Raw genomic sequence first — 24,986 nt, 5'->3', positions numbered from 1 at the left:
CCTCAGCCGGCCGCCCGCACCGCGCCCTCGCCGACCGCCAGGGCCAGCGCCATGATGCTGAGCTGCGGGTTCACCTCGGGGCAGCTGGGCAGCGCCGAGGCGTCGGCGATCAGCACCCCGTGGACACCGCGCAGTCGGCCCGCGGTGTCGGCGGGCGCCACCTGCGGGTCCGCGCCGAGCGCCACCGTCCCCGTGGGGTGGAAGGCCGACAGGTGCAGCTGCCGTGCCGTGACCCCCTCCAGGGCCGCCGCGAACTCCCGCCGGGTACGGGCCCGCGGGGCGGCGGGGACGCCGGTGAGGACCTCCTCGGCCCCGGCGGCGAAGAGCAGGTCGCCCATCGCGCGGACGGCGCGCAGCAGACGGCGGCCGTCGCGCGGGTCGAGGTCGTAGCGGAGCAGGGCGCCCTCGCGGCCGAGGACGCGTCCGCCGGGCCGGTCCGCGATCATCGCGCCGAGGGTGGCCAGCCGTCCGGAGTCCTCCAGTTCCGCGCGCAGCTCCCGGCCGACGCCCGGCAGCACGAACGAGCCCATGCCGGGCGGCGGCGCGGTCGCCTCGACGAGGATGCCGTCCTCGAGCAGCTCCTCCACGCCGACGCTCTGCAGCACCGCCGGGCCGCCGTCCGCGACCGGCTCGGCGAACCGTCCGGCGACGCTGGTGGCGGGGTGCACGGCCAGGTTGCGGCCGGTCCGCGGGTGCCCGCCGAGGCCGGAACGGCGCAGCAGCGGGGGAGTGCGCAGCGCGCCGGCAGCCACCACGACCAGCGGGCTGAGGATCTCCAGTTCGCTGCCGTCCGGGCGCCGTACCGCCACGCCGCAGGCGCGCGGGCCGCCGGGCCGGTCGGGCTCGGTCAGCACCCGCCGGACGTGCGCCCCGGTGACGATCCGGGCCCCGGCCGCGCACGCCTGCGGCAGCACCGACAGCTGGACGCTCTGCTTCGCCCCGGACGGGCAGCCCACCACGCACTGGCACGAGCCGCGGCACCCGGGGGCGTTGCGCCGCAGGGGCGCGGCCCGCCAGCCGAGTCCGTCCGCGCCGAGCAGGGCGAGAGTGCCGTTGCGGCCGAGCACGTCGCGCGGCTGACGGGCCACCCGCAGGGTGCGCTCCACCTCGTCCAGGTACGCGCCGAAGGCCGCCGGGTCCGCGACGTCCCCGAGCCCGTACTCCTCGCGCCACCGGGCCAGCACCCGGTCCGGAGTGCGGTAGCAGGTACCGGAGTTGACGACGGTCGTGCCGCCGACGGCGCGCCCGGTCGGCACGACCATCGGGGGGTTGCCGAGCGCGACGGTCGCGCCGCCGTCGCGGTACAGCTCGGCGAACCGGTCGAGCGGGGCCCGCCGTCCGAACTCCGCCGTGGTGTGCCGCCGCCCCTCCTCCAGCACGACCACCCGCAGGCCCGCGCGGGCCAGGGTGCGCGCCGCCATCGCCCCGCCGGCCCCCGAGCCGACGACGACGGCGTCCGCACGGGAGCGGTCCGGCCACTCGCCGGCGGGGACGCAGTCCAGCGGCGGGTCCTGCGGGGCCGGGGGCGCCGCGGCGCGGGGCGGCTCCGCCAGCAGCCGCTCGGTGCCCGCCGCCAGCAGCACCGGCACCTTCACCACGTCGAGCAGGGGCAGCAGCGCGGGCCGTGCGGCGAGCCCCGAAAGCACCCGTTCCCGCTCCCCCGGGGCCAGCCGGTCCAGCCGCCGCCCGGTGCGCGCCGCCGCGTAGGCGTCCACCGCGGCCGCCGCGGCGCGAAAGCCGTGCCGGGTCCGCGCGGGCATCGCCGCCAGCAGGCCTTCCAGCCGGCGCGGCACACCCGCGGGCCAGCCGCCGTCGCCCGCGTCGGCGAGCAGCGCGGCGACCAGGCCGCGGACGGCCGCGCTCACCGGTCGCCCACTTCGGCGTGGGCGGTGCCGGAGAGCGTCCACTCCGCCTCGGTGCGCCAGCCGCCGCGGCCCCGGCGCTCCAGCAGCACATGGGCGTCGGCGGTCTCGCTGTTGCGGCACACGGCGGGGGAGCCGTCGGGGTCGGCGTAGTCGAGGGCGAGGGTGCGCTCGGCCGGCTGGTCGACCCGTACGGCGATCCGCCGCCCGCCCGCGCGGCCCGTCACCGTCCAGCGCGGCAGGCCGATGTCGGCGGTGAAGCGGCCATGCCCGGCGCGCCCCAGGGCCGGACGCAGACCGCCGCGCGGCCAGTCGCGGCCGTCCTTGCGCAGCCGGAGGAAGACCAGCGGCGGCAGCCGGTCCAGGCCCGGGCGGGTGGAGACCGCGGCGACGACCTCCAGCACGTCCCCGCCGCCGAGGTCGGCGTGCAGCCACGCCCAGCGCCGGGCGTTGCCGTGGCCGTAGATGCGGGCCGAGGCGCCGGGCGCGGCGCGCAGCGCGAGTTCGGACGTGCCGTGGCGGACGGTGCCGGTGTACCGGGCGCGGGGCGACGGCACGATCTGCGCGGCGGGCAGCAGCGGGTGCCGCCACGACCAGCGCGGGAAGGTGTACAGCGGCCGCTCGCCGCCGGCGTCCTCGGCGAGGTCCCAGGAGAGCTCTCCGGCCGTGCCGCGCAGCCGGCCGGGCACGGCCTCGACCCCGTCCGCCGTGAAGCCCTCGGCGCCCGTCGCCGGACCCCAGGGCAGCGGGCCGAAGCGGGCGTGCTCGACGGGGCCGTCGCCCTTCGGGGGGAAGACGGCGGCCCAGCCGTGGGCGAAGGCGGGGGAGCCGTCGGCGGGGGCGACGAGTTCGTGGTGGAGCCACAGCCCGGTGCCCGTCGCCGGGTCGGTGGCCGTGGTGTACCAGACCTCGGTGCGGCCCGCCGTGCCGTCCCAGCGCGGTGCCCACTGCGCCCGGGGGTCGTCCCGGCGAGGGAAGCGGAAGCTCGCCAGGAACGGCAGGAGCGAGGCCGCCGTGCGGAAGCGCAGGATGCCCGTGCCGGCCGGCTCCGGGCCGTCCCCGGTGGTGAGGGTGAAGGGCAGCGTGGTCATCGAGGCCAGCGGCCGCCGCGGGGTGACGGACTTCCAGCCCTCCAGCAGGCAGCGTCCGCCGTCGAGTTCGCACTCCAGCCGGTAGTGGATGCGCCGCCGGGCCAGCGGCGACACCTCCAGCGTGCCGGTGACGGCGGTGTCGGCGCGGCCCGCGACGCGCAGCCGTCCGGTGACGAGGGCCGCGGTCGTACGGTGCGGCAGCAGCAGGTCCTCGCTGCGCGCCGTCAGCTCCAGCCGCACCGGCCGCTCCCGGTCCTCGCCGCGCAGCCGCACGGTGCCCGTCATGGTCTCGGCGAAGACCGTCCCCCGTGCCGCGCTCACCGGGACCTCAGCCCCTCGCGCATGATCTCCTCGGTCGCCGCCAGGTACGCCTCCGCCGCCGCGCGGGCGGCCGCGCCGTCGCCCTCCTCCACCGCGGCGACCACCGGTTCCAGGCGCGCGTACGCCTCCTCCGCGTCCTGGAAGGGGCCCGCGAGGTGCCGGCGCATCGGCAGGTAGGCGTTGAAGAGGGTGTTCGTGAGGAGCACGTAGACACGGTTGCCGGTGGCGCGGGCCAGGGCCCGGTGCACCTCGGCGTCCGCGAGCTGCACCGCGTCCGGGCCCCCGGCCGTGCGTACGGCCTCCACCAGCTCCCGCAGCCGGGGCCGTGCGGCGCCGCCCGCCCGGTTCGCCGCGGCGCCGGCGATCAGGGCGCCCACCCCGCGCCGCACCTCGAAGATCTCGGAGAGCCAGCGGGCGTCGTGCCGGACGAGCATGGGCAGCAGGTCGGCGCCGCCGAGGCGCTCGTAGTCCCGGACCCGGGTCCCGACGCCGTGCCGGGTCTCCAGCAGCCCGGCCTGCACCAGCCGCCCGAAGGCGTGCTTGAGGGTGGTGCGGGTGACGCCGTACCCCTCGGCCAGCGTGCGTTCGGGCGGCAGCAGGCTCCCCGCGGGGCGGCGGCCGGTGAGGATCTCCTCGCGGATGCGGTCCTCCAGGACGTCCACGATCGACGTGCGCGGCAGCGCTTCCATCACACCTCCATGGTTCAGTGGATGAGCCACTCAACCAATGAGCCGACGCACCGTCAAGACCCGCCCCCGCTGCGGCCGTCACCCACCCGGCCGCGCGGCACCCGCCGTCCGGTCGCCGCACCGCGGCGGTCGGCTTACGTTCGCGATGGCGTGCCCTCGCCCAGCCCGCCCCGCTCGACCCCGCCCCGTCCCCACGGCCGAAGGACACTGACATGACGCACCCGTGCGCCCGTCCGCCCAGGCTCCGCAGCACCGTGCGGAGGGCCGTCGCGACGGCCCTCGCCGCCGCCGCGCTCCCCACGGCGCTGGCGTGCGGCGGGCCCGCGGACACCACCCGCTCCCCCGAGGTCCCCCGGACGGCGACGTCCGCGCCGGCCTCGCCGGTGGCGCGGGCCGAGCAGCCGGGCCGGACGGCGGGCCCGTCCTCCGCCTCCCCCGCGTCCGCCTCCCCCGCACAGGCCTCGCCCAGCGGCTCGCCCGCCGGCGGGAACTTCCCGGCGCTCTCCGGCGAGGTCGTCAGGAAGCTCGACGGCGCACTCGAGGACACCCTGAAGAGGACCGGAGTGCCCGGCGTGAGCGTCGGGTTGTGGGCCACGGGCAAGGGCTCCTACGTACGCGCCCTCGGCGTGGCCGACAGGAAGTCGAAGGCGCGGATGTCGCCCGACCTCTACATGCGGATCGGCAGCGAGACCAAGACCTTCACCGTGACGGCGCTGCTGACCCTGGTCGACCAGAAGAAGGCCGGGCTCGACGACCCCGTCTCCAAGTACGTGGACGGCGTGCCCGGCGGCGACGGCATCACCCTGCGGCAGCTCGCCGAGATGCGCAGCGGGCTCTACAACTACACCGACGACCCGAACTTCCAGAAGGCCCTCAAGGACGACCCCGGCCGGGAGTTCGTCCCCGCCGAACTTCTCGCCTACGCCTTCCAGCACCCCTCACCGTCCGGTCCGGGCTCCCGCTTCCAGTACTCCAATACCAACACCGTCCTGCTGGGCCTGGTGATCGAGAAGGCGAGCGGCCTGCCGTTCGGCGACTACCTGCAGCGCAACGTGCTCGATCCGGCCAAGCTCAAGCACACCGTCCTGCCCGCGGGACGCGCCTTCCCGAACCCGCACGCCCGCGGCTACACCCGCCAGACCAAGGACGGGAAGGAGGCCGACGCCACCGACTGGAACCCCTCCTGGGCCTGGGCGGCCGGCGCCATGATCTCCGACCAGCAGGACCTGCGGGCCTGGGCCCGCATCGTGGCCGACGGCACCCTGCTCGGCAAGGAGACCCAGGCGCAGCGCACGACCTTCCTCCCCACCTCGTACCCGGGCATCGGCTACGGCCTCGGCCTCTTCGACAACCACGGCTGGATCGGGCACAACGGCTCACTGCCCGGCTACCAGAGCACCGCCGTGTACCTGCCCGGGGCCAAGGCGACCATGGTCGTCCTGCTCAACACCGACACCGCCGTGGGCGGCAGCGAGCCCAGCAGCCTCTTCGCCGAGGCGATCACCAAGATCGTCACCCCGGACCACGTCTACGCGTTCCCGCCCACCAACGGCACCGGCACCAGCCCGAGCAGCAGCTGAGCGCGCCTGCCGCCCCGGCGGCGTGGAAGGGCTCAGCCCACCGCGAACGGCGGCCTGCGCTCCCGCCACGGGACGGCCTGCTCCAGCTGCGCGGCCACGCCCAGCAGCAGGTCCTCCCGGCCCTGGGCGGCGACCAGTTGCACCCCGACCGGCAGTCCCTCGCGGCTCTGGCCGAGCGGCAGGCTGACCGCCGGATGCCCCGAGACGTTGAAGGCCGCCGTGAACGGCCCGTACGCGAACAGCTCGCGCAGCCACGAGCGCACCGTGTGCCGGGGGTCGTCGTGGTCGAGCGTGCCGTGCGGCGCCGGGAGCGCGCCCAGCGTCGGCGTGACGAGCAGGTCGTACCCGGCGAAGAAGCGCCCCGCCGCGCGGGTCACCCGGTGCTGCGCGTCCATCGCCGCCATCAGCCCGAGCGCCGTGCACGCCTCGGTCTCGGCGAGCACCGCCCGCGACACCGCCTCCAGCAGGGAGCGGTCCATGCGCGGCGCCGCCCGCAGCAGCGCGCCGCCACTGGCGAACGCGCCCAGCGCGGTGGCCTCCACGAGGTCCTCCGCGTCCAGGCGCGGCGCGTCCTCCGTGACGTGGTGCCCGATCCACTCCAGCACCTTGCCCGCGTCGACGGTGACCGCGGCGACCTGCGGGTCCACGGGTGTGCCCGTCCACGCGGCGGTGGTCACGGCGATCCGCAGCCGCCCCGGGTCCGTGCGCACCGCCCGCGCGTACGGCACCGCGGGCGCCGGGAGGGGGTACTTGTCGCCGTACGAGGGCCCGCTCACGGCGTCGAGCAGCGCCGCGGCGTCCCGTACCGTCCTGGTCACTGCGAACTCCACCTGGAGCCCGAACGCCGCCTCGCCCGCGAGCGGCCCGCACGGGGTGCGCCCCCGGCTCGGCTTGAGCCCGACCAGCCCGCAGCAGGAGGCCGGGATGCGGATCGAACCGCCCGCGTCGTTGGCGTGCGCCACCGGCACCGCCCCCGCGGCGACCAGCGCGGCCGAGCCACCGCTCGACCCGCCCACCCCGCGCTCCGGGTCCCAGGGGTTGCGCGTCGGCCCGTACCGGACCGGCTCCGTGGCGAAGCTCAGCCCGAACTCCGGCGCGGTGCTCTGGCCGAGCGCCACAAGGCCGGCCTCCCGGAACCGGGCCATCAGATCGTGGTCGGCGTCCGCCACGGCACCCCGCAGCGCGCGGCTGCCCAGGGTGAACGGCACCCCGCGTACGAACGGCCCGCCGTCCTTGACCACGAAGGGCACCCCGCCGAACGGCCCGTCCGCCCGGTACGCGGGAGCAGGGTCGAACAGCGGCAGCGTCAGCGCGTTGAGCTCGGCCCCCGCCGTCTCCAGCGCCCTGCGGGCGACGGCCTCCACCTCGCCCGCGCTCACCTCCCGGGAGCGGATCAGCTCCCGCAACCCGGTCGCGTCCCGCTCCGCGTACTCGTGCAGCTCCAGCGTTCCGCCCTCCCGTGCCCCGCTGACCCGATGCCCCGTTGACCCGCTGTGCCGGTCGCCGCGGCCAGCGTGGCACGCGCCGCGGGGCCGCCACCACGGGGTTTTCGCGGGTGGGGTGGGGCCGGGGTTCAGACGACCTTGCGGCGGACCAGTGCGCCCAGGACCAGCGCGCCGGGGACGAGGGGGAGCCAGACCGTCACGATGCGGTAGCCGAGCACGGCCGAGGTGGCCGCGGCGAGCGAGGCGCCCGTGGCGACGAGGGTCACCACGAGGGCCGCGTCGACGGAGCCGACGCCGCCGGGGGTGGGCAGTGCCGCCGCCGCGACGCTGGCCACCAGGTAGGCGAGGGCGACATGGGCGAACGGCACCGGGACGCCCAGGGACATCGTGACCGCGACGAGGCCGGCCGCCTGCAGGGCGGGGAAGGCGAGCGAGCCGCCCCACAGCGCGAGGGCCCGGGACGGCCTGGCGTGCAGCGTCCGCGCGTCGGTGAACGCCGTGGCCATGAAGGTACGCACCACCTGCCGCAGCCGCGGCACGGCGACCAGCACGACCGTCGCGACCGCGCAGACCCCGGCCGCCGCCCCCGCCGTCGGGCCGACCGGTACGGAGACGCCGTTCGGCAGCAGCCCGTCGAGCCGCAGCGCGTGCGGGAACACGGCGAGCAGCACCGCCAGCAGCGTCCCGCGGCCGACGCACTCGGCCAGGAAGTACAGCGCGATGGCCGCCGCCGACCGGGCGGGCGGCAGCCCGCACGCCCGCATGAAGCGCAGGTTGACCGCGCTCGCCCCGATGCCGGCGGGCAGCAGGTGGTTCGCGGCACCCGCGGCGAACTGCGTCGCCAGCAGCCGTCCCGCCGGCAGCCGTTCCAGGACCGTGCCCTGCCGCATGAACGACACCGCCACCCAGGCCAGCCCGGTCGCCGCGACGGCGGCCAGCAGCCAGCCCCGGTTGGCGTCCAGCAACCCGCGGCCCCCGTCGGCGATCAGCTGCCAGTGCCGGGCCACCCACCACCCGACCAGTGCGATCGGGGCCAGGCAGGCGATCCGGCGCAGGGTCGCGCCGCTCAGGAGGTGTGGAGTCGTCGTGGTGGTGATGCCCATGATCCGGTCGCCCCCGCGCGTCGTGCGCCTGTCCGCAGGTGTTGTCGCCTCTTCATGCCCTGTCCGCGCGACCTCCGGGTGTCCTGCGGCTGACGTCCGGCCCGTCCCCCGATGGCGGAACGGCGTCACCGGCCGCCGCCCTCGGGGCAGGGGGCCCGCCGCCGGATGCCGAGGGGCGTCAACACCGTGCCTCCGCAGGGGGGTTGCTCAGCGCCTTCCCGGGCGCGATCCCCGTGCTTCGGAACGGAGGCACGCACGCGCGGTGCGCCCCGGCAGGGCCCCCGGAGCGCGGAGCGTCTCCTTCGGTACGGCACACCCTGCCCGGCGCGGCGCCCGGACCCCACAGGAAGGCGCAGGACGACCACGGCCGCCCGAAGCCCCGCACCAGGCATCCGCCCGTACCCGCCGCCGCATCCGTCAGTTCGGAATCGGCCGCGCAGAGCGATCCGGGTGGATGGGCGCGACGGCGTCCGGCGCGACGACGGTGGGCACGTGGCGGATGTGCGCGTCGATCGCGGAGTAGAGCACGCACTGCTCGGTGACCTGCCCGCACGGCACCAGGCGTCCCACATCCGACTGCCCCGGCAGGCACTCCGGCGGGGTCTGGAAGAAGATCGAGCGCCGGGCCTTCACAGCGAACAGCGAGTCCGCGTCGGGGCGTACCGGCTCCACCATGTCGGCGTGCGGGCCGTCGAGGGCGATGTCGCGGACCTCGTCGTGGTGTTGATCACGGCGATGACCACGAGCGCGGTGGCGTCGCCGGTGTCGTGCATGCCCGGACGTCCTCGGGTGGGGGAGGGCTCCGGGCACCGTACGCCCGTGCCCGGCGCGCGACGCGGAGCCCGCGCCGGGCACGGTGCCCAGGTCAGGCGGGCGGCAGGCCCCGTCGGCGGGCGGCGCGAGGGGCCCGTTGGGCCGCACGGGCGGCGCGCCGCGGCACGCGCGGCGTCGCGGACCCGGAGGCCGGGGCCCGGCTGATAGCTTCGCCAGCCTCGCGGGTCCGACCAGTGCCGTGCCCCGCGCGCCATGCTTCTCGGGGACGGAGACCTGCGTGACGGAACCGGTGGAAGACCAGGACAACGGGCACGGAACCGCCGTGATCCCGCCGGCGGCCCTCGACCGCCGGGGCTTCGTCAAGTCGGCCGCGCTGGCCGCCGTCAGCCCCACCGTCCTCGGCACCGCCGCCCAGGCGGCCCCGCTCGCACCGTCGTTGCAGGCGGCGGCAGCCGCGGCCGCGACCGCCGCGGCACCCGGGGCGGCCCCCGGCGTCGCGGCGGCCGCCGTCCACGGCATGGTCGCCCGTCTGCTGGCCGTCCCCGCGCCGTCCCGCGGCACCGACTGGCTGCGGCAGGCCCTGCAGGTGGCGGTGGAGCTGGAACTCGCCACCATCCCGCCGTACCTGTGCGCCTGGTGGTCGGTGCGGGACCGGTCCGACACGGTCGCCACCCTGATCCGCGGCATCGTCACCGACGAGATGTTCCACATGGGCCTGGCCTGCAACATGCTCGTCGCCGTGGGCGGACGGCCGCGGATCGCCGCCGTCAGCCCCGACTATCCCTGCCGCCTGCCCGGTGGCGTGCGCAGCGAGCTGACGGTCCACCTCTCCGGGCTGACCCGCGCGTACGTGCGGGACGTCCTCATGGCCATCGAGACCCCGGAGTCCCCGCTCCCCGAGCCGTCCGCGGGACCGCCGACCATCGGCGACTTCTACAACGGGGTCGTCACCGCCTTCCTCGACCACCGCCCCGAACTCAGCGTGCGCGGCCAGATGGGCCAGCGCATCGGCCCCGACGAACTGCGGCCGATGCGCACCCTGGACGACGTCGTCGCCGCCGTGGAGATCATCAAGGAGCAGGGCGAGGGCACCTCGGACTCCCCCGAGGCGCCGACCGGCGAGGCCACCGGAGCCCACCGCGACGTGGCCCACTACTACGCCTTCGCCGAGATCTACCACGGCCGCACCCTGGAGGAGGCCGACGGCCTGTGGGAGTTCAGCGGCCCGCCCGTACCCTTCCCGGACGTCCACCCCATGGGTGTGGTCCCCAAGGGCGGCTGGCCCCACCCGCCCCGCGAGGCGGCGACCCTGCTGCGCCGCTTCGACACCGCCTACGGCGAGCTGCTGCGCGACCTGGAGGCCGCCTGGCAGTCCGGGGACCATGGTGCGCTCAACCGCGCGATCAGGACGATGGAACGGCTGGAGGAGCCCGCCCTCGCCCTCATGGAGATCCCGCTGGGCGACGGGCGCCACACCTACGGCCCCCAGTTCCGCCCCGTCTTCCCGGGAGCCGGGCAGCCGCCCGCCGCCGCGGGCGGCGGCACCCCTCCGGGACGCCGGCCGTAGCCGGCGCGGCCCCCACCGGTCAGGGGCCGCCCGGATGCGTCGGCGCCGGGCCGTCCACCGCACACCCGCCGGCACCGCGGGCGGTCCGGGCTGGTCCGGGCCGCAGGGGCGGCACCCTGACGCTCACGGCCCATCTGCTCGCCCTCGGCTGCGAACCCCTGCAGTTCACCGGGGTCGCGGCCGTCACCACGCTCCGCGGCTGACGCCGCCGACCGGGACCCGGGCCTCCGCAAGGGCCCGGGTCCCGGCCGCTACGCGTCCCGGAACTCGTGCACGACCTCGATCCGGCCCACGATGTGCCGGTTGAACTCGGGCAGTTCCTCCGCGGGCACCCACAACTCGAGGATCGTCCGGCCGCCCGCCCGGCGCACCGGGTAGCGGGCGGCGAACCCGGCTTCGACCTCGAAGCGCGTCACGTAACCGGCACCGGAGGCGGGGACGTTCCAGTCGCGGGCGATGCGGATCGCGTAGTCCTCGTCGAGCACCGGGTAGAAGATCGGCTGCTCGGGCAGCCGCGGCGGCCACTCCCGCCACCCCGAGGCCTCGACCAGGGCCAGCTCCTCCGGCCCGGTGGGGCGCCACAGCGTCATCGTGTCCGTCATCGTCCTGTCCTCCCGCCCGGTTCGCCCGGTCGGCCCGGTCGCCCGGTCCGGCCGTCCACCGTACGGGCCGCCGCCGTCCCGGCCCACCGGATTACGGCCCCGCATAGGATCGGAGGTACGGCGTCGCGTGCCGGTCACCGGCCGGGTGAGGCATGGAGGCGCCCGTGAGAATGCCTTACGGAGGCATCCCACTGTGTCAGTCGAGTTGAACCACACCATCGTCCACTCCCGGGACAACCGCGAATCCGCCGACTTCCTCGCGCACATCCTCGGCCTGCGGGCCGGCGAGGCGTGGGGCCCGTTCGTCCCCCTCCAGCTGAGCAACGGCGTCACGCTCGACTTCGCCACCGTCCCGGCGGAGGCGATCGTCATGCAGCACTACGCCTTCCTCGTTCCCGAGGCGGCGTTCGACGGCATCCTGGGCAGGATCCAGGAGGCCGGCCTCACCTACTGGGCCGATCCGCACGGCAAGCGGCCCGGGGAGATCAACCACAACGACGGCGGCCGCGGCGTCTACTTCATGGACCCGGCGGGCCACGGCATGGAGGTCATCACCCGTCCCTACGGGAGTGGCGGCGGCACCACCGGCGAGAGCTGAGAGGGAAGCGGGGGGGGATCGCAAGATCCCTCCCCGCACCCGATCTTGATGGAGCATCAGATGCGCCCTTACCCTTCCGACAGCGCGCCTCGCGCCCGTCGAGGGGAGTGGTCGTCATGGCCGAGAACCCGTCCGGTACACCGTCCGACGACGAGATGCTCCAGGCCCTGGCACGGCACCTGTGCGGGGACGGCGGCGCCGTCCGCCTCGACTCCTCCGCCGGTGCGGACCTCTCCTGGCACTCCGTGCTCGACTGTCGCATCCGCCGCACCACGGAGACCCGCAAGGAGAGCGCCAGGACCGAGAAGGGCCGCAGGGATCTCTCCGCACTTCCCACCTACTCCCACCTCGCCGACCACCGGCCCGGCCCGCCCGCGGAGCACGGCTCCCTGCGCCGGATCGAGCTCGTGCGCGAGGGATCCGTACGCCACAACACCTGCGAGTGCGGCAACGGCGAATGGGCCTGCAAGCGGTGCGAGGGCCGCGGCCGGCTCCCCTGCGACCCGACGACGGCCTGCCCCGACTGCCGTGGGCTGGAGTCCTGCGGCGAATGCGACGGCACCGGCAAACCGCGGCCGCGTGCCAAGGACCGCGACCGCGCCGCGGCGGCGACCGCGGCCCGAACCCTCCCCAAGCGCGTCCGCTGCGCCAAGTGCCGGCGCCCCGACGCCGCGTGCCCCACCTGTGCCGGGCGGGGCCGCACGCAGTGCTCGCAGTGCACGGGGACGGGACTCGTCGACTGCCCCAAGTGCACGGGCGGCGGCACCGTCGCGCACGACGCGTGCGGGGGGAGCGGGGTCGTCACCACCTGGGTCGGCGCCCTCATCGAGCAGCGCAGCCGCGAGGAGTTGGTGCGCCGCCCCCTGAAACGGCCGCCGTTCCCGGTCCGCCGGCGCGCCGCCCGCCTGGGCCGGTGGCGCAAGGCCGTACTGACCGGCGACGACGCCCTGCCCGGCGACCTCGACGCCACGCACGCCGAGGCGCTCGTCCCGTACCTCGCCCCCGCGGGCGAAGTCCACCGCAGGGTCGTGCTGCGTCACTTGCCCCTCGCCCGCATCACCGTCCCCACCGACCCCGACCGCGTCTTCTACGCCTTCCCCGGGAGCGACGGCATCGAGGTGCTCGGGCTGCCCTCCCGCCGCCGGGTCGCCCGCGGTCTCGCGATCGCGGCGGCCGCCCTGGTCGTGGTCGTGCTGCTGATGAGCCTCCTGGGGTAGCCGGCCGGGCACGACGAGGGCCCCGGCCTCGTCGGAGGCCGGGGCCCGCGTGCTGCCCGGGAGCGGCACGCGAAGCGCGGTGGATCAGGCCGTCACGGGCTCGCCGCCGATCTGGCAGGCCTGGCATGGAGGCCGGCCGCAGGTGCACTGGGTGATCGCCTCGAGTACACCGCGGTCGTGGTAGAGGCACTCGTCGCGGCAGGTGTGGCGGGGGATGAACCCGGCCTGGATCTCGCCGGGCCAGGGCTCGTGGCCCTCGCGGCAGCGGGCGAAGCGCTCCGGGTCGGTCGCGTGCAGTTCGTGCATCGCGGAGCGGGCCTCGTCCTCCAGCTTCCGTACCCGGGTCACCAGGGCCTTGAGCTCGGCGGCCAGGCCCTCGAAGCGCTCGGCGCCGGTCCGAACGTGGGCGGCCCGCAGGGCCATGGCTGCGTTGCCCAGGAACCTGCCGGCGTCCTGGAGGTCGGTGACGTGGTGCATCTGAAGGCCGTTCACGCCACGGACCCATACGGCGTCCATGCTCACTTCTCCACCTCTCCGGCGTTCGCCCTGTTCCGCGCGAAGCGTTGTGTGCCGTCCGATGAGCGCGGCGCCATTGCCACTGCATTACGGAAAAGGCCGATGTATATGAACGCTAAATCCGCGAGTGGTGCCAGTCCAGGAAAAGCGCAGTGAACCGCCTCACAGCGGGCATACCGCCCGCACCGGGCACTGCCGGTCCGGGATCTGTGGACCTGTGGACCTGTGTCCAGGACTTACGTCCCGGACCTACGTCCCTGCGTCGCCCGGGGTCGGCATGGGCCGGGCGGGCGGGCGGCGGAGGACTCCGGCCGTCCCCGGGAGGCCCGGAATGCGGTCGCGCCCGCGATGGGGTATATCCGGCGACCGGTCCGGGACGGCAACGTGAATTGAATGGAATCCTGTGTTTCCGGGAGCGCCGGAATGGGAACCCGGGAACTCCCTTCCGGCATGCTCCGGGTGCCTTCCGCCGACCTTGACAACTGTCTTGCGGTGGCGTCTCCTTGATATAGGGATTGTTCCCCCGGCGTGCGCTCAACGGGGTGTGTCGCAGACGTCGAGGTTGACCTGGGTGCGCCGATGACCGGAGGCAACTTCATGGCGACCTACGAATACCTTTGCAGCGACTGCGGGCCTTTCGACGTCAGGCTGGCGATGGGTTCCGCACCCGCTACCCACGACTGCCCCGCCTGCGCGGGCGAGGCCCGGCGGATGTTCTCCCCGCCCTCCCTCGCCGTCACGCCGCACGGGCTCTCCGTCTCCCGCGAGCGGGAGGAGAAGTCCCGTGAGATGCCGGACGTGGTGTCCGCCCCGCCGCCGCGCGAGCGGCCGGCGCCGCGGCCCCATCCGGCGCTGTCCCGGCTGCCCAGGCCCTAGCGCGAGGGCGGTGATCGGCTGGTCGGACCTGCTCAGGGGGGCCAGTGCCGGAGCGCGGACGCCGCTCCCGCCGAAGCGGGAACCGGTGGCGCGCCGGCGGCAATCCGTCCCCACGCGGACTTAGGAGGTGCGTCCCCGTGGCGAACGTGGGACTGCTCTTCGTCGGTGCGGTGCTGTTCATGAACGGCCTGCTGCTGCTGCAGAAGGTCGACCCCAAGTCGGCGGCGGTGTTCAACCTCTTCGTGGGTGCGCTGCAGGTGCTGACCCCGACGTACCTCATCTTCACGGCGGGCAACGACCAGGACAAGATCCTGGCGGCGTCCGGGCTTTACCTCTTCGGATTCACCTACCTCTACGTGGGTATCGTCCTCCTCGCGGACATCGACAATATCTGCGTCGGCTGGTACTCCCTGTTCGTGGCGATTGTCGCCCTCGGGTACTCGTTCGTGAATTTCCATCTGTTCAAGGACTACCCGTTCGGCGTCATCTGGCTGTACTGGGCGTTCCTGTGGGGTCTGTTCTTCCTCGTGCTGGGTCTCAGAAAAACGGAGCTCGGCACCTATGTCGGCTGGGTGACGGCGATCGAGGGCTGGGTCACCGGCGTGATCCCCGCGGCGCTGCTGCTGTCCGGCTACTGGAAGCACACCACGGAGATCGCCATAGCCCTGGGTGTCTTCGGCGTGGTCGTGTTCGCGGCGTTGTGGCCGCTCACCAGGAAATCGCGGGAACAGGCGCGGGCCGCCGCGTCGTCCGGGTCGCCGGGTTAGGCGCCGTGTGCCGGCCCGGCAGGGGCCGGCCCGTGTGCCGGAGGCGCGGGACCACCGTCCTGACCGGATCAGAAAAGAGAGGCTGTCATGCCCGAAGTAGTTTTCAGCGTGGACCAGACCAAGTCGATGCGCGATCAGGACACCCCAGGACACAACAGGTGGCACCCTGACATACCCGTCGCCGCCATGGTGAAGCCCGGAGCCGAGTTCCGGATGGAGTGCCGGGACTGGACCGACTGCCAGGTCGGCAACAACGACTCCGCCAACGACGTCCGCGACATCGACCTCACCATCCCCCACATGCTCAGCGGCCCGATCGGCGTGGAGGGCGCGGAGCCCGGCGACCTGCTGGTCGTCGACATCCTCGACCTCGGCCCCGTGCCCCAGCAGGCCGGGGACGCCGCAGGCCAGGGCTGGGGCTACACCGGCATCTTCGCCAAGGCCAACGGCGGAGGCTTCCTGACCGACTACTTCCCCGACGCCTACAAGGCGGTCTGGGACTTCCACGGCCAGCAGGCGGTCTCCCGGCACCTGCCCGGGATCCGCTTCACCGGCATCACCCACCCCGGGCTGTTCGGGACCGCCCCCTCCGCCGAACTGCTGGGCCGGTGGAACGCGCGCGAGAAGGCGCTCATCGACACGGACCCCGAACGCGTTCCGCCGCTGGCCGTCCCGCCGGACCCCTCCCACGCGCTCGCCGGCACGGCCACCGGGGACCTCGCCACGCGCATCTGCGCGGAGGGCGCCCGCACGGTGCCGGCCCGTGAGAACGGAGGCAACCACGACATCAAGAACTTCACGCGGGGTTCCCGGGTCTTCTACCCGGTGCTCGTGAAGGACGCCAAGCTCTCCGGCGGCGACCTGCACTTCAGCCAGGGCGACGGGGAGATCACCTTCTGCGGCGCCATCGAGATGGGCGGGTTCATCGACTTCCACGTCGACCTGATCAAGGGCGGCATGGAGAAGTACGGCATCTCGACCAACCCGGTGTTCATGCCCGGCAACGTCGAACCGCGGTACTCGGACTTCCTCACCTTCATCGGGATCTCCGTCGACCACGACACGGACACCAACTACTACCTCGACGCGACCCTCGCCTACCGCCGCGCGTGCCTCAACGCCGTCGAGTACTTCAAGAAGTTCGGCTACAGCGGCGAGCAGGCCTACCTGCTGCTCGGCTCCTCCCCCATAGAGGGACGCATCAGCGGCATCGTCGACATCCCCAACGCGTGCTGCTCCCTGTACGTACCGACCGCCATGTTCGACTTCGACGTGCGGCCTTCGGCCGCCGGACCGACGCGGGCGGACCGCGGCCGCGCCGCGCTGACCTCCTGACCCCCGACCGCCGCGCGCACCGTGTCCCGGCCCGTTCTCGGGCCGGGACCCGTGCGCGCCCTTACCGCCGTGGTTTCAGGCGCGGTAGAGCGACTGGAGCCTGACCACCTCGCCGTTCAGGTCGAAACTGACGTCGTAGCCCTGCCACTCGCGCTCCGGGGCGGGCAGGGCCCACCACCGGGTGATGAACTGCGCCTGGGAGTAGGTGTGGGGGACGGATTCGTCGCCCAGCGGTACCGACAGCAGGACCCGGCCCTCCGGGGCCATGCGCACCGTCGTGTACGGGCCCTTGCCGGGGATGATCTCCCACCCCTCGATCGGTCCCGTGAGGGCTTCCCTGCGGGCGGAGCGCACCGAGAGGTACGTGCGCCCGTCCTTGATCCACGCGTTGTCGACCTGCACGAACTGCTTGCCGCCTGCCCAGCGCGCAGGGGCCTTCGGCGACGGCGCGTCCGACGGGCCGTCCGATGCCGGGGGCTGGGCGGAGTACGAGGAGGAGGGCGTGCCGGAGCGCCGCGCCGGGGGCGGCGCCGAGGACGAGGCGGAGGCCGAAGCCGTGGCCGGTGCGGGGGAGGAGGCGGCAGCGTCGGCACGGCCGGTGCCGTCGTCCGCGCCCTCCCCGGAGCAGGCGCCGAGGGCGAGGACGGTGAGGGCGAGGGCGGCGAGCCGGGCGGCGGCGCGGTGGCGCGGGGAAGGCGAGGCGAACACGGTGGGTCCCATCGGGTCGGGTGCGGGCGGCGTGCACAGCCTCTACGCACCGGGCCGCCACGCGGGTTACACCGGGAATGTCATGGACCGGTAACAACTTCCCGCCGCGCTAACCGGCCTCCCGCAGGGACGCCACCCGCCCCTCGTCGTCGTAGTCGATCTCGAACGTCCACCGCGGTGCGCCGGCCAGCCGGCCGACCAGCCCGCCCAGTTCGCGGTCCGCGGGACGCCCGCCCGACAGCCGGAGCGTCTCGACCGGCGTCGTGCGAGGCAGGGTCAGCGTGTGCACCACGCCCGTGGGCACCGGCGGGCCGCCCGCGACCGCCCGGAGCTGCCGCACGGTGATCCGGACGCTGTCGCCCTGGGCCACCGCGTCGTGGACGTAGCCCAGTTCGCCGGCGTACTCCTCGCCCGGCGCGGGGGCCGGGGGGACGAAGCGGGAGGGCGGCGGCGACGGCGTGGCCGCCCCCGGCTCCGGCACCCGGGCGGACCCGGCGAGCGCGATGCCCCCTCCCAGCAGCGCACAGGCGAACACCGCCACGACGGACGCCCGTACCGCACGGGCGCGGCGGCGGCGCCGTTCGCCGCGGGCCCGCACCTGGTGCGCGGCCATCGGAACGGCCCGTCCCCGGCCCGACTCGGCGAGTTCGCCCAGGAGTCTGCCCAGCTCGGTCCCGTCAGCCATGCCTGCCCTCCGGAAGCCGGCCCGCGCCGGGGTCCAGTTCGGTGTGCGCCAGCAGCCGCGCGAGCGTCGCCCGTCCACGGCTGAGGTGCACCTTGACAGTGCCGACGGGGGAGCCGGTCTCGGCCGCCACCCGGTCCACCGGAAGATCGCACAGATGGTGCAGGACCACGGCCCGCCGCTGCGCCTCCGGGAGCTGCCGCAGGGCCTCGACCAGCACCACGTGGTGCGGTTCCGGCGGCGGCACGACCGGGGGCGGGCCCTGCCGGCGGGCCAGCGTCAGCGCGGTGCGCACGCGTCGCCACCGGCTCACGGCCAGGCGCCACGCCACGGTGCGCACCCAGGCCTCGGGCGCGCCGTGCGGGTCGAGTTCGGCCCGGTGCTCCCAGGCCCGGGCGAACGCCTCCTGCACCACGTCCTGCGACTCCGCGAGATCGCCCGTCATCGCGTACAGCTGGCCGACGAGGCGGCCGACACTCGCACCGTAGAACGCGTCGAACTCACGCTCCCCCATCACGTGCCCCGAAGGCTCCCCGGGCAGTCGCATACCTCATCCCCCGCCGGACGCCCTGCGTCCCGGCACACACGTGGTCAACCCCGCGGGACCATTCTGTTGTCCGGGGCGACCATGCTCAAGCGTCGGCCGGTCACGGTGCCTTCACGGCGGACCCGGTGCCCGCGGTGTGGCGGTCCACGTTGGCCGTCAGCCGGCGCAGCAGGTCCTGGGCGGCCGCGATCTCCTCCCGGGTCAGCCGGATGGCGTCCCCGATCGCCGGCGGGACGGTGCGGATCCGCTCCCGCAGCGCGGTCCCCTCCGGGGTGAGCGCCACCTCCACCACCCGCTCGTCGTCCGCCCGGCGCTGCCGCTCGAGCAGGCCGTGCGCCTCCAGGCGCTTGATCAGCGGCGTGAGCGTCCCGTAGTCCAGGTGCAGTGCGGCCACCAGTTCCTTGACGGTCACGGTGCGGTGCTCCCAGAGCACGACCATGACCAGGTACTGGGGGTAGGTCAGGCCCACCGCGTCCAGCAGGGGCCGGTAGACGCCGGTGACAGCGCGCGAGGCCGCGTACAGCGTGAAGCAGAAGTGGTCGTCCAGCAGCAGCGAGGGCTCCGCGGTGTCGCCGTTCCCAGGTGCACGGGTGTCGTCGTTCACGATTCCCTCCCCTTCCTTGGTTGTCGGCCGGTTCTCCGGCGGACATTCTCGCATCTCCCGCGCGAGCTATGGACTCGTACCCGATTGACTTGCGCACAACTTAAACGGACGCTAGATTTCTCGTCATCGGCCGGAGCGGACGCCCCGGGACCGACCCCCTGTCCGGCGCGCCCGCCGGGCGCCGCACGCCAAGGAGCCACCGTGAACCTCAAGACCGTCTTCCGCCCCACCCGCAAGAGCGTCGCCGTCCTGGGCGCCGCGGCCGGCGTCGCGGCCCTCACGCTGACGGCCACGGCCCCGGCCAACGCCGCCAAGGCCGCGCACCGCCCGCAGGAGAAGAAGCCCACGGTCGTCCTGGTGCACGGCGCCTTCGCGGACTCCTCCAGCTGGAACGGCGTGGTGACCCGCCTGAAGCACGCGGGCTACCCCGTCGTGGCCCCGGCCAACCCGCTGCGCGGCCTGGCGAGCGACTCGGCGTACGTCCACAGCTTCCTGAAGAGCGTGCGGGGCCCGGTCGTGCTCGTCGGCCACTCCTACGGCGGCTCGGTGATCAGCGAGGCCGCCGCCGACTCCCCCAACGTCAAGGCGCTCGTCTACATAGCCGCCTTCGCCCCGGACAAGGGCGAGACCGTCACGCAGATCTCCGACAAGTTCCCCGGCGGCACCCTCGGCGAGACCCTCAACCCCGTGCCCTTCCCGCTCCCCGGCGGCGGCACCGGCACCGACCTGTACATCAAGGCCGACAAGTTCCGCGCCCAGTTCGCGGCCGATGTGCCGAAGACCGTCGCCGAGCAGATGGCCGCCACCCAGCGCCCCGTGGCCGCCTCGGTCTTCGACGAGAAGGCCGCCGGCGCCGCCTGGCGGACCATCCCGTCCTGGGACCTGGTCACCACCCAGGACAAGAACATCACCCTCGCCGCCCAGCGCTTCATGGCCGAGCGGGCCCACGCCCACACCGTCGAGATCAAGGCCTCCCACGCCGTCTCGGTCTCCCGCCCCGGCGCGGTGACCCGCATCATCGAGCAGGCCGCCCGCTCCACCGTCCGCTGACCCCCGGGCGCACGACCCGAAGGGCCCCGGCCGGGGCCCTTCGGGTCGTCCCGCTGCGGCGTCGCTCAGCCGCCCAGGACGGAGATCTGCTTCTCCTCCATGGGATGCGCGTCGGCGTACCGCACCAGGTCGAGGAAGCGCCGGTCCCGCACCACCGACAGCATTTGCCCCGCGGAGACCGGGGCGGAGGCCTTCGCGTCCAGGTGGGGGTAGACGGCGAGTTCCGCGTCGCTGTGGCCGTAGACGAAGCGGACCCGGGTGTACGTCCTGTCCGGGGAGCCGTCGAACAGGCGGTACGCCGCCACCTTGGTACCGCCCGGCAGCGTGCCCTGCTCGCAGCTGCCGCCCTTGAGGTAGTCGGGGTCCTCGGGGCACGTGTCCATGTGCCGGGCCGACCCGGGGACACTGCCGGAGGGCCGTACCGACAGGACGACGCTGAACACCTCCCCGTCCGCGGTCTCGCCCTGGTAGCGCCACACCGCGAGGTCGACCGGCCGGATCAGGCCGACCGCGTCCGGAAGCAGCCCGTCGAGGAGCACCGCCGCCCGCTGCTGGAACTCCTCCTGGCGCTCGCGCTCGGCGGGCGGCAGATCGGCCATCGCGTCCTCGGTGTCACTGGTGGGTTCGACGTGGACCGGTGTCCGGTACGGCGCCGGCTCCTCGGACGTACGCGGCGAGGGTGTGGTGCTCGCGGCGGGACGGACCGTCCTGCCGCCGCCGTCCCCGCCCGGCAGTGCCACGGAGCCGAAGACCACGGCCCCGACCGCGCAGGCGACCGCGGCGGCCGCGGCGACCCGGACCCGTGCCCTGCGGCGCCGCCCCTGGACCACCGCGGCCGGCACCAGGTCGTGCACCGGCGCCAGTTCGGCCACCGCGTGCTCCATGGCCCCCCTCACCAGCAGGGCGCTTCCGTGTTCGTCCTCGGGCATGTTGTCTCCCATGGCGGTCCCTCAGCTTCCCGTGGCGTAGACGTGGGCCTCGCCCAACTGGGCGCGCAGCTTGGCCAGGGAGCGTGAGCACTGGCTCTTGACGGTGGACTCGCTGCACTTCAGCAGCGTGGCGACGGACTCGACGCTCTGGTCCTCCCAGTAGCGCAGCACGACCATGGCCCTGGCCCTGGGCGGCAGTCCGGCGAGCGCCGACAACAACGTCACCCGCAGGTCGGCGTGGTCGGGCGAGGGCCCGGGCCCGGGGCGCGAGTGCGCCAGCAGGTCCCGCAGCCGCCGCCTGCGCTCGGCCAGGTACGTACGGGTCAGCACGGTCCTGGCGTACGCCTCGATGTGGTCGGCGGCACTCGCCCGCCGCCAGTGCTGGAACAGCTTGGCGAGCGTGGTCTGCGTCAGGTCCCGGGCCGTGTCCGCGTCCCCGCACAGCAGGTACGCGGTCCGGTACAGCCGTTTCTGACTCGCCCGGGCGAAGGCCTCGAAGCTCTCCGGCGCCCGCGGGCCCGCCGCCGCTCCCGGGCCCCGGCCGTTCTCCGGCATCTGTTCTCCTCTCGGGGCCCGCACGGGCCCTGTCCTGTCACCCGTGTTCAGAGCGCCCTCGCCCGCCGGAGGTTGAAAGCCGATTCCACCGCGGTTGCGCGGAGCACCCCGTGCGCGGCGGCGGAACGCCCGACTGTCGGCGTCCGGCACCATGTGGGCGCGAGAGACCGTGGCCGGCGCACGGAGGGCGACACGTGGGGATCGGGCCGGAGCCGAAGCGACGCCGGGTGCCTCGACGAGGTGTGCCGGGTACGGGGAGCGCGGTCCCCGAAGGCGCGGTCGCCGGGGACGGACCTGTTCCATACGGGCTTCGTGGACGCCGGGGGCCGTCCGGGACGGAAACCGAGACGGAGAACATCCTCGTGAGGGTTGCAGGTGAGGCATGCCCCGCGCTCCCGGTCCGCTCGTCGTCCCATGAGAAACAAGAGCAACTCGTACAACCACTCCGGCTCTTCGCAGGTCAGACCGGGCGGCACGCACGGATGTGCGTACAGCCCGGCTCACCAGGAAGGACTTCCTTGGCCTCCATACGCACGACCCGACGCCGTCTCGGCGCCTGCGTCGCCACCGTTCTCGCCGTGACGCTCGGTGCCGGCGCCCTGGCCTCGCCCGGGGCCGTGGCCGCTCCCGCTGCCCTGACCGGGGCGACCGCCGCCTCTGCCACCACCGCGGAGGCGACTCTGCCCCTCGATGCCGAAATCGTCAGCACCGGCGACACCGGATACCTCACGTCCCGAACGGGCGACTCCGGCAGCAAGGTCCTGGAGTGGCACAAGTACGCCGACGGCTCGGTGCTGCCGATCGGCGACGGCACCACGGGCTACGACAGCAACTCCGACATCGTCGTGACCAGCGACGGCGGCAGCATGGTCTTCCTGCGGGACATGACCGAAGGCGCCGGCTGGTCCGCGTCCCACGACCTCGCGTCCGAGTTCAAGCCCGGCGCGAAGCTCGTCGGCGTGGTCGGCGACAACCTCTTCGTGAAGGTTCCGACAGGCAGCGGGGACTACCACGAGCTGTGGCAGCTCGCCCAGGTCGACGGCGTCGCCAAGAAGACGAAGCGCTCGTCCAACCCCTACAGCATCGACTTCAAGGTCGTCGCCGCCTCGAGCAACGTCATGATCGTCCTGAGCAGCAACCGGGTCTTCCCGAACTCGTCGACCTTCATGACCCAGTACTCGAGGACGCGCACGACCGTCAACAGCGACGCGCCGATCGAGGACGGCAGCGGGGGGAACACCGCCCCGTGGACCCAGGCCTCGACGGGCGCCTACACCGCCGACTACGAGGCGTCGGTCGAGTACCGGGGCGGCGTCACCGAACTCGTCGTGGACGGGACCCGCGTCCACCAGAGGTTCGCCATGGACAGCTCCATGAGTGGTGCCGTCATCGCCGGCATCACCAGGGACTCGCTGCTCTACGGGGTCCCGGGCAGGGCGGCCGACGAGAAGCCGAGCCCGTTGTACGCCCGGAGCGTCAAGGACTCCGCCGCCGCGCCGTACAAGCTCCTGGAGCACTTCTCCAGCGTGGCCCACGCGCCGGACGGCGGCCTGCTCGTGCGCGGCGCCACGGCCGAGGCCGACGGGCTCTTCCGGATCTGGGAGGGGGACGACCACCTGCCGAGCGCCACACTCGTGGCGAGCACGGGCCGGGTCCTGGGCGTCAAGGTGACCGGGTCGAAGGCCCCCACCGCGGTGAGCCTGGAGACGCCCGGCACCACGGTCCCGATGGAGTGGACCCTGTCCCGCGCGAACGCCACCGTCGACCTCACGCTCACGCACACGGCCACCGGCAGGAAGCTCACCAAGCGCCTGTCCCAGCCGGTCTCCGACACCCGCTTCGCCTTCGTCTGGGACGGCGTCCTGGAGGGCATCAGCGCCCCGAACGGTGCCTACACCTGGCAGATCACCGCCACCCCGGCCGACGGCGTCGGCGGCCCGGCGACCGCCCAGGGGAGCTTCCAGGTCTCGCGCCAGGCCAACCCGCACGACGTCAACGACAACGGCTCGACGGACGTCCTCGCGCGGGACGCCTCCGGTGCGCTGTGGCGGGACGACCTCCTCGACTGGCCGTCGGGCAGCCAGGTGGCCACGGCCAAGCGGACGAAGATCGGTAACGGTTGGCAGGTCTACAACCAGATCGAGGCCGCGGGGAACCTCGCCGGCACCTCGACGGGCGACCTTGTCGCCCGCGACGCCTCGGGTGTCCTGTGGATGTACCTGGGCAGGGGCGACGGCACCTTCGCGACCCGCGTCAAGGTCGGCAACGGCTGGCAGATCTACAAGAAGATCACCGGTGGCAGCGACCTCAACGGGGACGGCCGGTCCGACCTCCTCGCCGCCGACGCTTCCGGCGCCCTGTGGTTCTACAAGGGCACCGGCAGCTCGTCCGCCCCCTTCGCGACCCGCGTCAAGGTCGGCAACGGCTGGCAGATCTACAACGAGCTCGCCGCCGTCGGCAACATCGCGGGCACCACGTCCGGCGACCTCGTGGCCCGCGACACCTCGGGCGTCCTCTGGCTCTACCAGGGCAACGGCAAGGGCAACTTCGCCACCCGCGTCAGGATCGGTTCCGGCTGGAACGCCTTCTCCCACCTCGTCGGCGCCGGCGACGTCACCGCCGACGGCCGCCCCGACCTGATCGCCTACGGCCCGAACAGCACGTACGTCTACCGCTCGACCGGCTCGACGACGGCCCCGTTCAGCCGGCTGACGACCAACCTCTACGCGGGCGAAGGCTCCAAGTTCAACAACATCGCCTAGCCAGGTGCAGGCGGAAGGGGTGCCTCTCGCCAAGAGGCACCCCTTCCGCTTGTACAGACGCCGACTCGCAAGCGAAGACTTCGCTCCGGACCGGCCGCCCGCCGCCCGCCGGACGGCCGTGCTTGCCGTGATCGTTACCGCCTACGGCCCAGCAACTGCACCGCCTGCGACCGGTGGCCGTTCATGGTGGCGACCTCGATCCGGTTCTCGGCCGTCAAGTCGAAGTCGGAGAGCAGGTCACGCAGGTGTGCCACGTCGTGGTGCCGGCACACGGCACCGTCGTCCGTCGTGAAGACCCCGTGGGCGTGCCGAATTGCTGGACATGCACGCTGTAGCGGTGCTGGTTCCGGGTGTCGTCCTGTAGGAGCAGGTCGCTGACGTAGAGCAGCCCACCGGGCACCAGGACACGGCTCAGCTCGGCGACCAGTGCCCGCTGAGCGTCATCGTCGGGAACGCATGTGAGTACCGCGAACAGCACGACGACGTCGAAGCTCGCAGCGGCGCACGCGACGGTTGGCGGGGACTCCAGGACGGCAAAGCGGAGGTCGGGTGTCATCTGACGGCCCCGCTCGATCAACGCGGGAGACAGGTCCACGCCGGACACATCGGAGAAGCCGCGCTCGCTCAACTCGCCCATCACGCGGCCGTAACCACAGCCGTAGTCCAAGATCCGCGCAGTCGGCCCCACCCCCGACAGCCGGCTGGGATTCACCGGATGAGTGAACGACTTCGTCGCGCCGACGCTGTCCCAGTACGCGATCTGACCACCGAGATCCTTCATGCAGACGCACCATACGAGCCTCACT

23 protein-coding genes and 1 pseudogene are annotated in these 24,986 nt (G+C 74.0%); 9 read left to right on the top strand and 15 right to left on the bottom strand.

The genetic code is table 11. From position 1 onward, the window contains the following. Positions 1-2: 2 nt before the first annotated feature. The 3 genes from OIE69_RS19935 to OIE69_RS19925 are packed head-to-tail and all read right to left on the bottom strand — an operon-like array spanning position 3 to position 3,963. A complete protein-coding gene (locus OIE69_RS19935) occupies positions 3-1,865 on the bottom strand; it encodes a GMC family oxidoreductase (RefSeq protein ID WP_326573358.1) in 1,863 nt (620 codons plus the stop codon). Further along, positions 1,862-3,274 (bottom strand): hypothetical protein, encoded by a 1,413-nt coding sequence (locus OIE69_RS19930; protein WP_326573356.1) that lies wholly within the window; start codon positions 3,272-3,274, stop codon positions 1,862-1,864. The genes OIE69_RS19935 and OIE69_RS19930 overlap by 4 nt, the downstream gene beginning before the upstream one ends. Further along, positions 3,271-3,963, bottom strand: coding sequence for a FadR/GntR family transcriptional regulator (locus OIE69_RS19925; RefSeq protein ID WP_326573354.1), 693 nt, complete (start codon positions 3,961-3,963; stop codon positions 3,271-3,273). The genes OIE69_RS19930 and OIE69_RS19925 overlap by 4 nt, the downstream gene beginning before the upstream one ends. A gap of 212 nt (positions 3,964-4,175) precedes the next feature. Between OIE69_RS19925 and OIE69_RS19920 the strand changes: the two genes are divergently transcribed. Next, positions 4,176-5,543: a serine hydrolase domain-containing protein gene (locus tag OIE69_RS19920; RefSeq protein WP_326573352.1), complete on the top strand. Its 1,368-nt coding sequence runs from the start codon at positions 4,176-4,178 to the stop codon at positions 5,541-5,543. Between the two features lie 32 nt (positions 5,544-5,575). Here OIE69_RS19920 and OIE69_RS19915 read toward each other — a convergent pair whose 3' ends face one another. From OIE69_RS19915 to OIE69_RS19905, 3 genes and pseudogenes are all read right to left on the bottom strand, one after another. After that, positions 5,576-6,949, bottom strand: coding sequence for an amidase (locus tag OIE69_RS19915; protein WP_326573350.1), 1,374 nt, complete (start codon positions 6,947-6,949; stop codon positions 5,576-5,578). 167 nt (positions 6,950-7,116) lie between these two features. Then, positions 7,117-8,091, bottom strand: a complete 975-nt coding sequence (locus OIE69_RS19910) for a lysylphosphatidylglycerol synthase transmembrane domain-containing protein (RefSeq protein WP_326573348.1) — start codon at positions 8,089-8,091, stop codon at positions 7,117-7,119. A gap of 444 nt (positions 8,092-8,535) precedes the next feature. Beyond that, positions 8,536-8,901, bottom strand: a pseudogene (locus OIE69_RS19905) (isochorismatase family protein); the annotation flags it as partial. 241 nt (positions 8,902-9,142) lie between these two features. On the opposite strand from OIE69_RS19905, the gene OIE69_RS19900 reads away from it, so the two are divergent. Then, positions 9,143-10,432 carry a ferritin-like domain-containing protein gene (locus tag OIE69_RS19900; protein WP_326573346.1) on the top strand — a complete coding sequence of 430 codons (1,290 nt, stop codon included), beginning with the start codon at positions 9,143-9,145 and terminating at the stop codon, positions 10,430-10,432. 251 nt (positions 10,433-10,683) lie between these two features. Here OIE69_RS19900 and OIE69_RS19895 read toward each other — a convergent pair whose 3' ends face one another. Beyond that, positions 10,684-11,034, bottom strand: coding sequence for a hypothetical protein (locus OIE69_RS19895; protein ID WP_326573344.1), 351 nt, complete (start codon positions 11,032-11,034; stop codon positions 10,684-10,686). A gap of 193 nt (positions 11,035-11,227) precedes the next feature. Here OIE69_RS19895 and OIE69_RS19890 point away from each other — a divergent pair, with 193 nt between their 5' ends. Together OIE69_RS19890 and OIE69_RS19885 are read left to right on the top strand one after the other, a co-directional pair. After that, positions 11,228-11,632, top strand: coding sequence for a VOC family protein (locus OIE69_RS19890; RefSeq protein ID WP_326573342.1), 405 nt, complete (start codon positions 11,228-11,230; stop codon positions 11,630-11,632). Positions 11,633-11,748: 116 nt separating this feature from the next. After that, the gene (locus OIE69_RS19885) at positions 11,749-12,849 is read left to right on the top strand and encodes a hypothetical protein (RefSeq protein ID WP_326573340.1); all 1,101 of its coding nucleotides are present in this window, start codon (positions 11,749-11,751) and stop codon (positions 12,847-12,849) included. Between the two features lie 84 nt (positions 12,850-12,933). Here the strand turns inward: OIE69_RS19885 and OIE69_RS19880 are convergent, their stop codons facing one another. After that, the gene (locus OIE69_RS19880) at positions 12,934-13,365 is read right to left on the bottom strand and encodes a hypothetical protein (RefSeq protein ID WP_326573338.1); all 432 of its coding nucleotides are present in this window, start codon (positions 13,363-13,365) and stop codon (positions 12,934-12,936) included. A gap of 597 nt (positions 13,366-13,962) precedes the next feature. On the opposite strand from OIE69_RS19880, the gene OIE69_RS19875 reads away from it, so the two are divergent. The 3 genes from OIE69_RS19875 (at position 13,963) to fmdA (ending at position 16,343) form a co-directional block, all read left to right on the top strand. Continuing rightward, positions 13,963-14,241, top strand: a complete 279-nt coding sequence (locus tag OIE69_RS19875; RefSeq protein ID WP_326573336.1) for an FmdB family zinc ribbon protein — start codon at positions 13,963-13,965, stop codon at positions 14,239-14,241. 137 nt (positions 14,242-14,378) lie between these two features. Further along, positions 14,379-15,008, top strand: a complete 630-nt coding sequence (locus OIE69_RS19870) for an AmiS/UreI family transporter (protein ID WP_326573333.1) — start codon at positions 14,379-14,381, stop codon at positions 15,006-15,008. Positions 15,009-15,095: 87 nt separating this feature from the next. Beyond that, on the top strand, positions 15,096-16,343 hold the full coding sequence (fmdA, locus tag OIE69_RS19865) for a formamidase (protein WP_326573332.1): 1,248 nt from the start codon (positions 15,096-15,098) through the stop codon (positions 16,341-16,343). Between the two features lie 75 nt (positions 16,344-16,418). Here fmdA and OIE69_RS19860 read toward each other — a convergent pair whose 3' ends face one another. From OIE69_RS19860 to OIE69_RS19845, 4 genes are all read right to left on the bottom strand, one after another. Then, on the bottom strand, positions 16,419-17,063 hold the full coding sequence (locus OIE69_RS19860; protein ID WP_326573330.1) for a hypothetical protein: 645 nt from the start codon (positions 17,061-17,063) through the stop codon (positions 16,419-16,421). A 97-nt stretch (positions 17,064-17,160) separates the two neighbouring features. Next, positions 17,161-17,736 (bottom strand): hypothetical protein, encoded by a 576-nt coding sequence (locus OIE69_RS19855; RefSeq protein WP_326573328.1) that lies wholly within the window; start codon positions 17,734-17,736, stop codon positions 17,161-17,163. Further along, positions 17,729-18,280, bottom strand: a complete 552-nt coding sequence (locus OIE69_RS19850; RefSeq protein WP_392567538.1) for a SigE family RNA polymerase sigma factor — start codon at positions 18,278-18,280, stop codon at positions 17,729-17,731. Before OIE69_RS19850 ends, OIE69_RS19855 begins: the two co-directional genes overlap by 8 nt. 100 nt (positions 18,281-18,380) lie before the next feature. Next, positions 18,381-18,884 carry a MarR family winged helix-turn-helix transcriptional regulator gene (locus tag OIE69_RS19845; RefSeq protein WP_326573326.1) on the bottom strand — a complete coding sequence of 168 codons (504 nt, stop codon included), beginning with the start codon at positions 18,882-18,884 and terminating at the stop codon, positions 18,381-18,383. A gap of 201 nt (positions 18,885-19,085) precedes the next feature. Here OIE69_RS19845 and OIE69_RS19840 point away from each other — a divergent pair, with 201 nt between their 5' ends. Further along, positions 19,086-19,934: an alpha/beta fold hydrolase gene (locus OIE69_RS19840; protein ID WP_392567537.1), complete on the top strand. Its 849-nt coding sequence runs from the start codon at positions 19,086-19,088 to the stop codon at positions 19,932-19,934. Between the two features lie 65 nt (positions 19,935-19,999). Here OIE69_RS19840 and OIE69_RS19835 read toward each other — a convergent pair whose 3' ends face one another. Together OIE69_RS19835 and OIE69_RS19830 are read right to left on the bottom strand one after the other, a co-directional pair. Continuing rightward, positions 20,000-20,863 (bottom strand): hypothetical protein, encoded by an 864-nt coding sequence (locus OIE69_RS19835; RefSeq protein WP_326573324.1) that lies wholly within the window; start codon positions 20,861-20,863, stop codon positions 20,000-20,002. Between the two features lie 21 nt (positions 20,864-20,884). Then, positions 20,885-21,418: a SigE family RNA polymerase sigma factor gene (locus OIE69_RS19830; RefSeq protein ID WP_326573322.1), complete on the bottom strand. Its 534-nt coding sequence runs from the start codon at positions 21,416-21,418 to the stop codon at positions 20,885-20,887. 518 nt (positions 21,419-21,936) lie between these two features. Between OIE69_RS19830 and OIE69_RS19825 the strand changes: the two genes are divergently transcribed. Beyond that, positions 21,937-24,180 carry an FG-GAP repeat domain-containing protein gene (locus OIE69_RS19825; protein ID WP_326573319.1) on the top strand — a complete coding sequence of 748 codons (2,244 nt, stop codon included), beginning with the start codon at positions 21,937-21,939 and terminating at the stop codon, positions 24,178-24,180. A gap of 214 nt (positions 24,181-24,394) precedes the next feature. Here OIE69_RS19825 and OIE69_RS19820 read toward each other — a convergent pair whose 3' ends face one another. Continuing rightward, positions 24,395-24,961 carry a class I SAM-dependent methyltransferase gene (locus OIE69_RS19820; RefSeq protein ID WP_326573317.1) on the bottom strand — a complete coding sequence of 189 codons (567 nt, stop codon included), beginning with the start codon at positions 24,959-24,961 and terminating at the stop codon, positions 24,395-24,397. Between the last annotated feature and the right edge of the window lie 25 nt (positions 24,962-24,986).

The organism is Actinacidiphila glaucinigra, from assembly GCF_035918135.1.
In the GTDB taxonomy this organism is placed as follows: domain Bacteria; phylum Actinomycetota; class Actinomycetes; order Streptomycetales; family Streptomycetaceae; genus Actinacidiphila; species Actinacidiphila glaucinigra.
The sequence above is the reverse complement of the archived record's forward strand: the minus strand, read 5'-3'. Positions and strand labels throughout refer to the sequence as shown.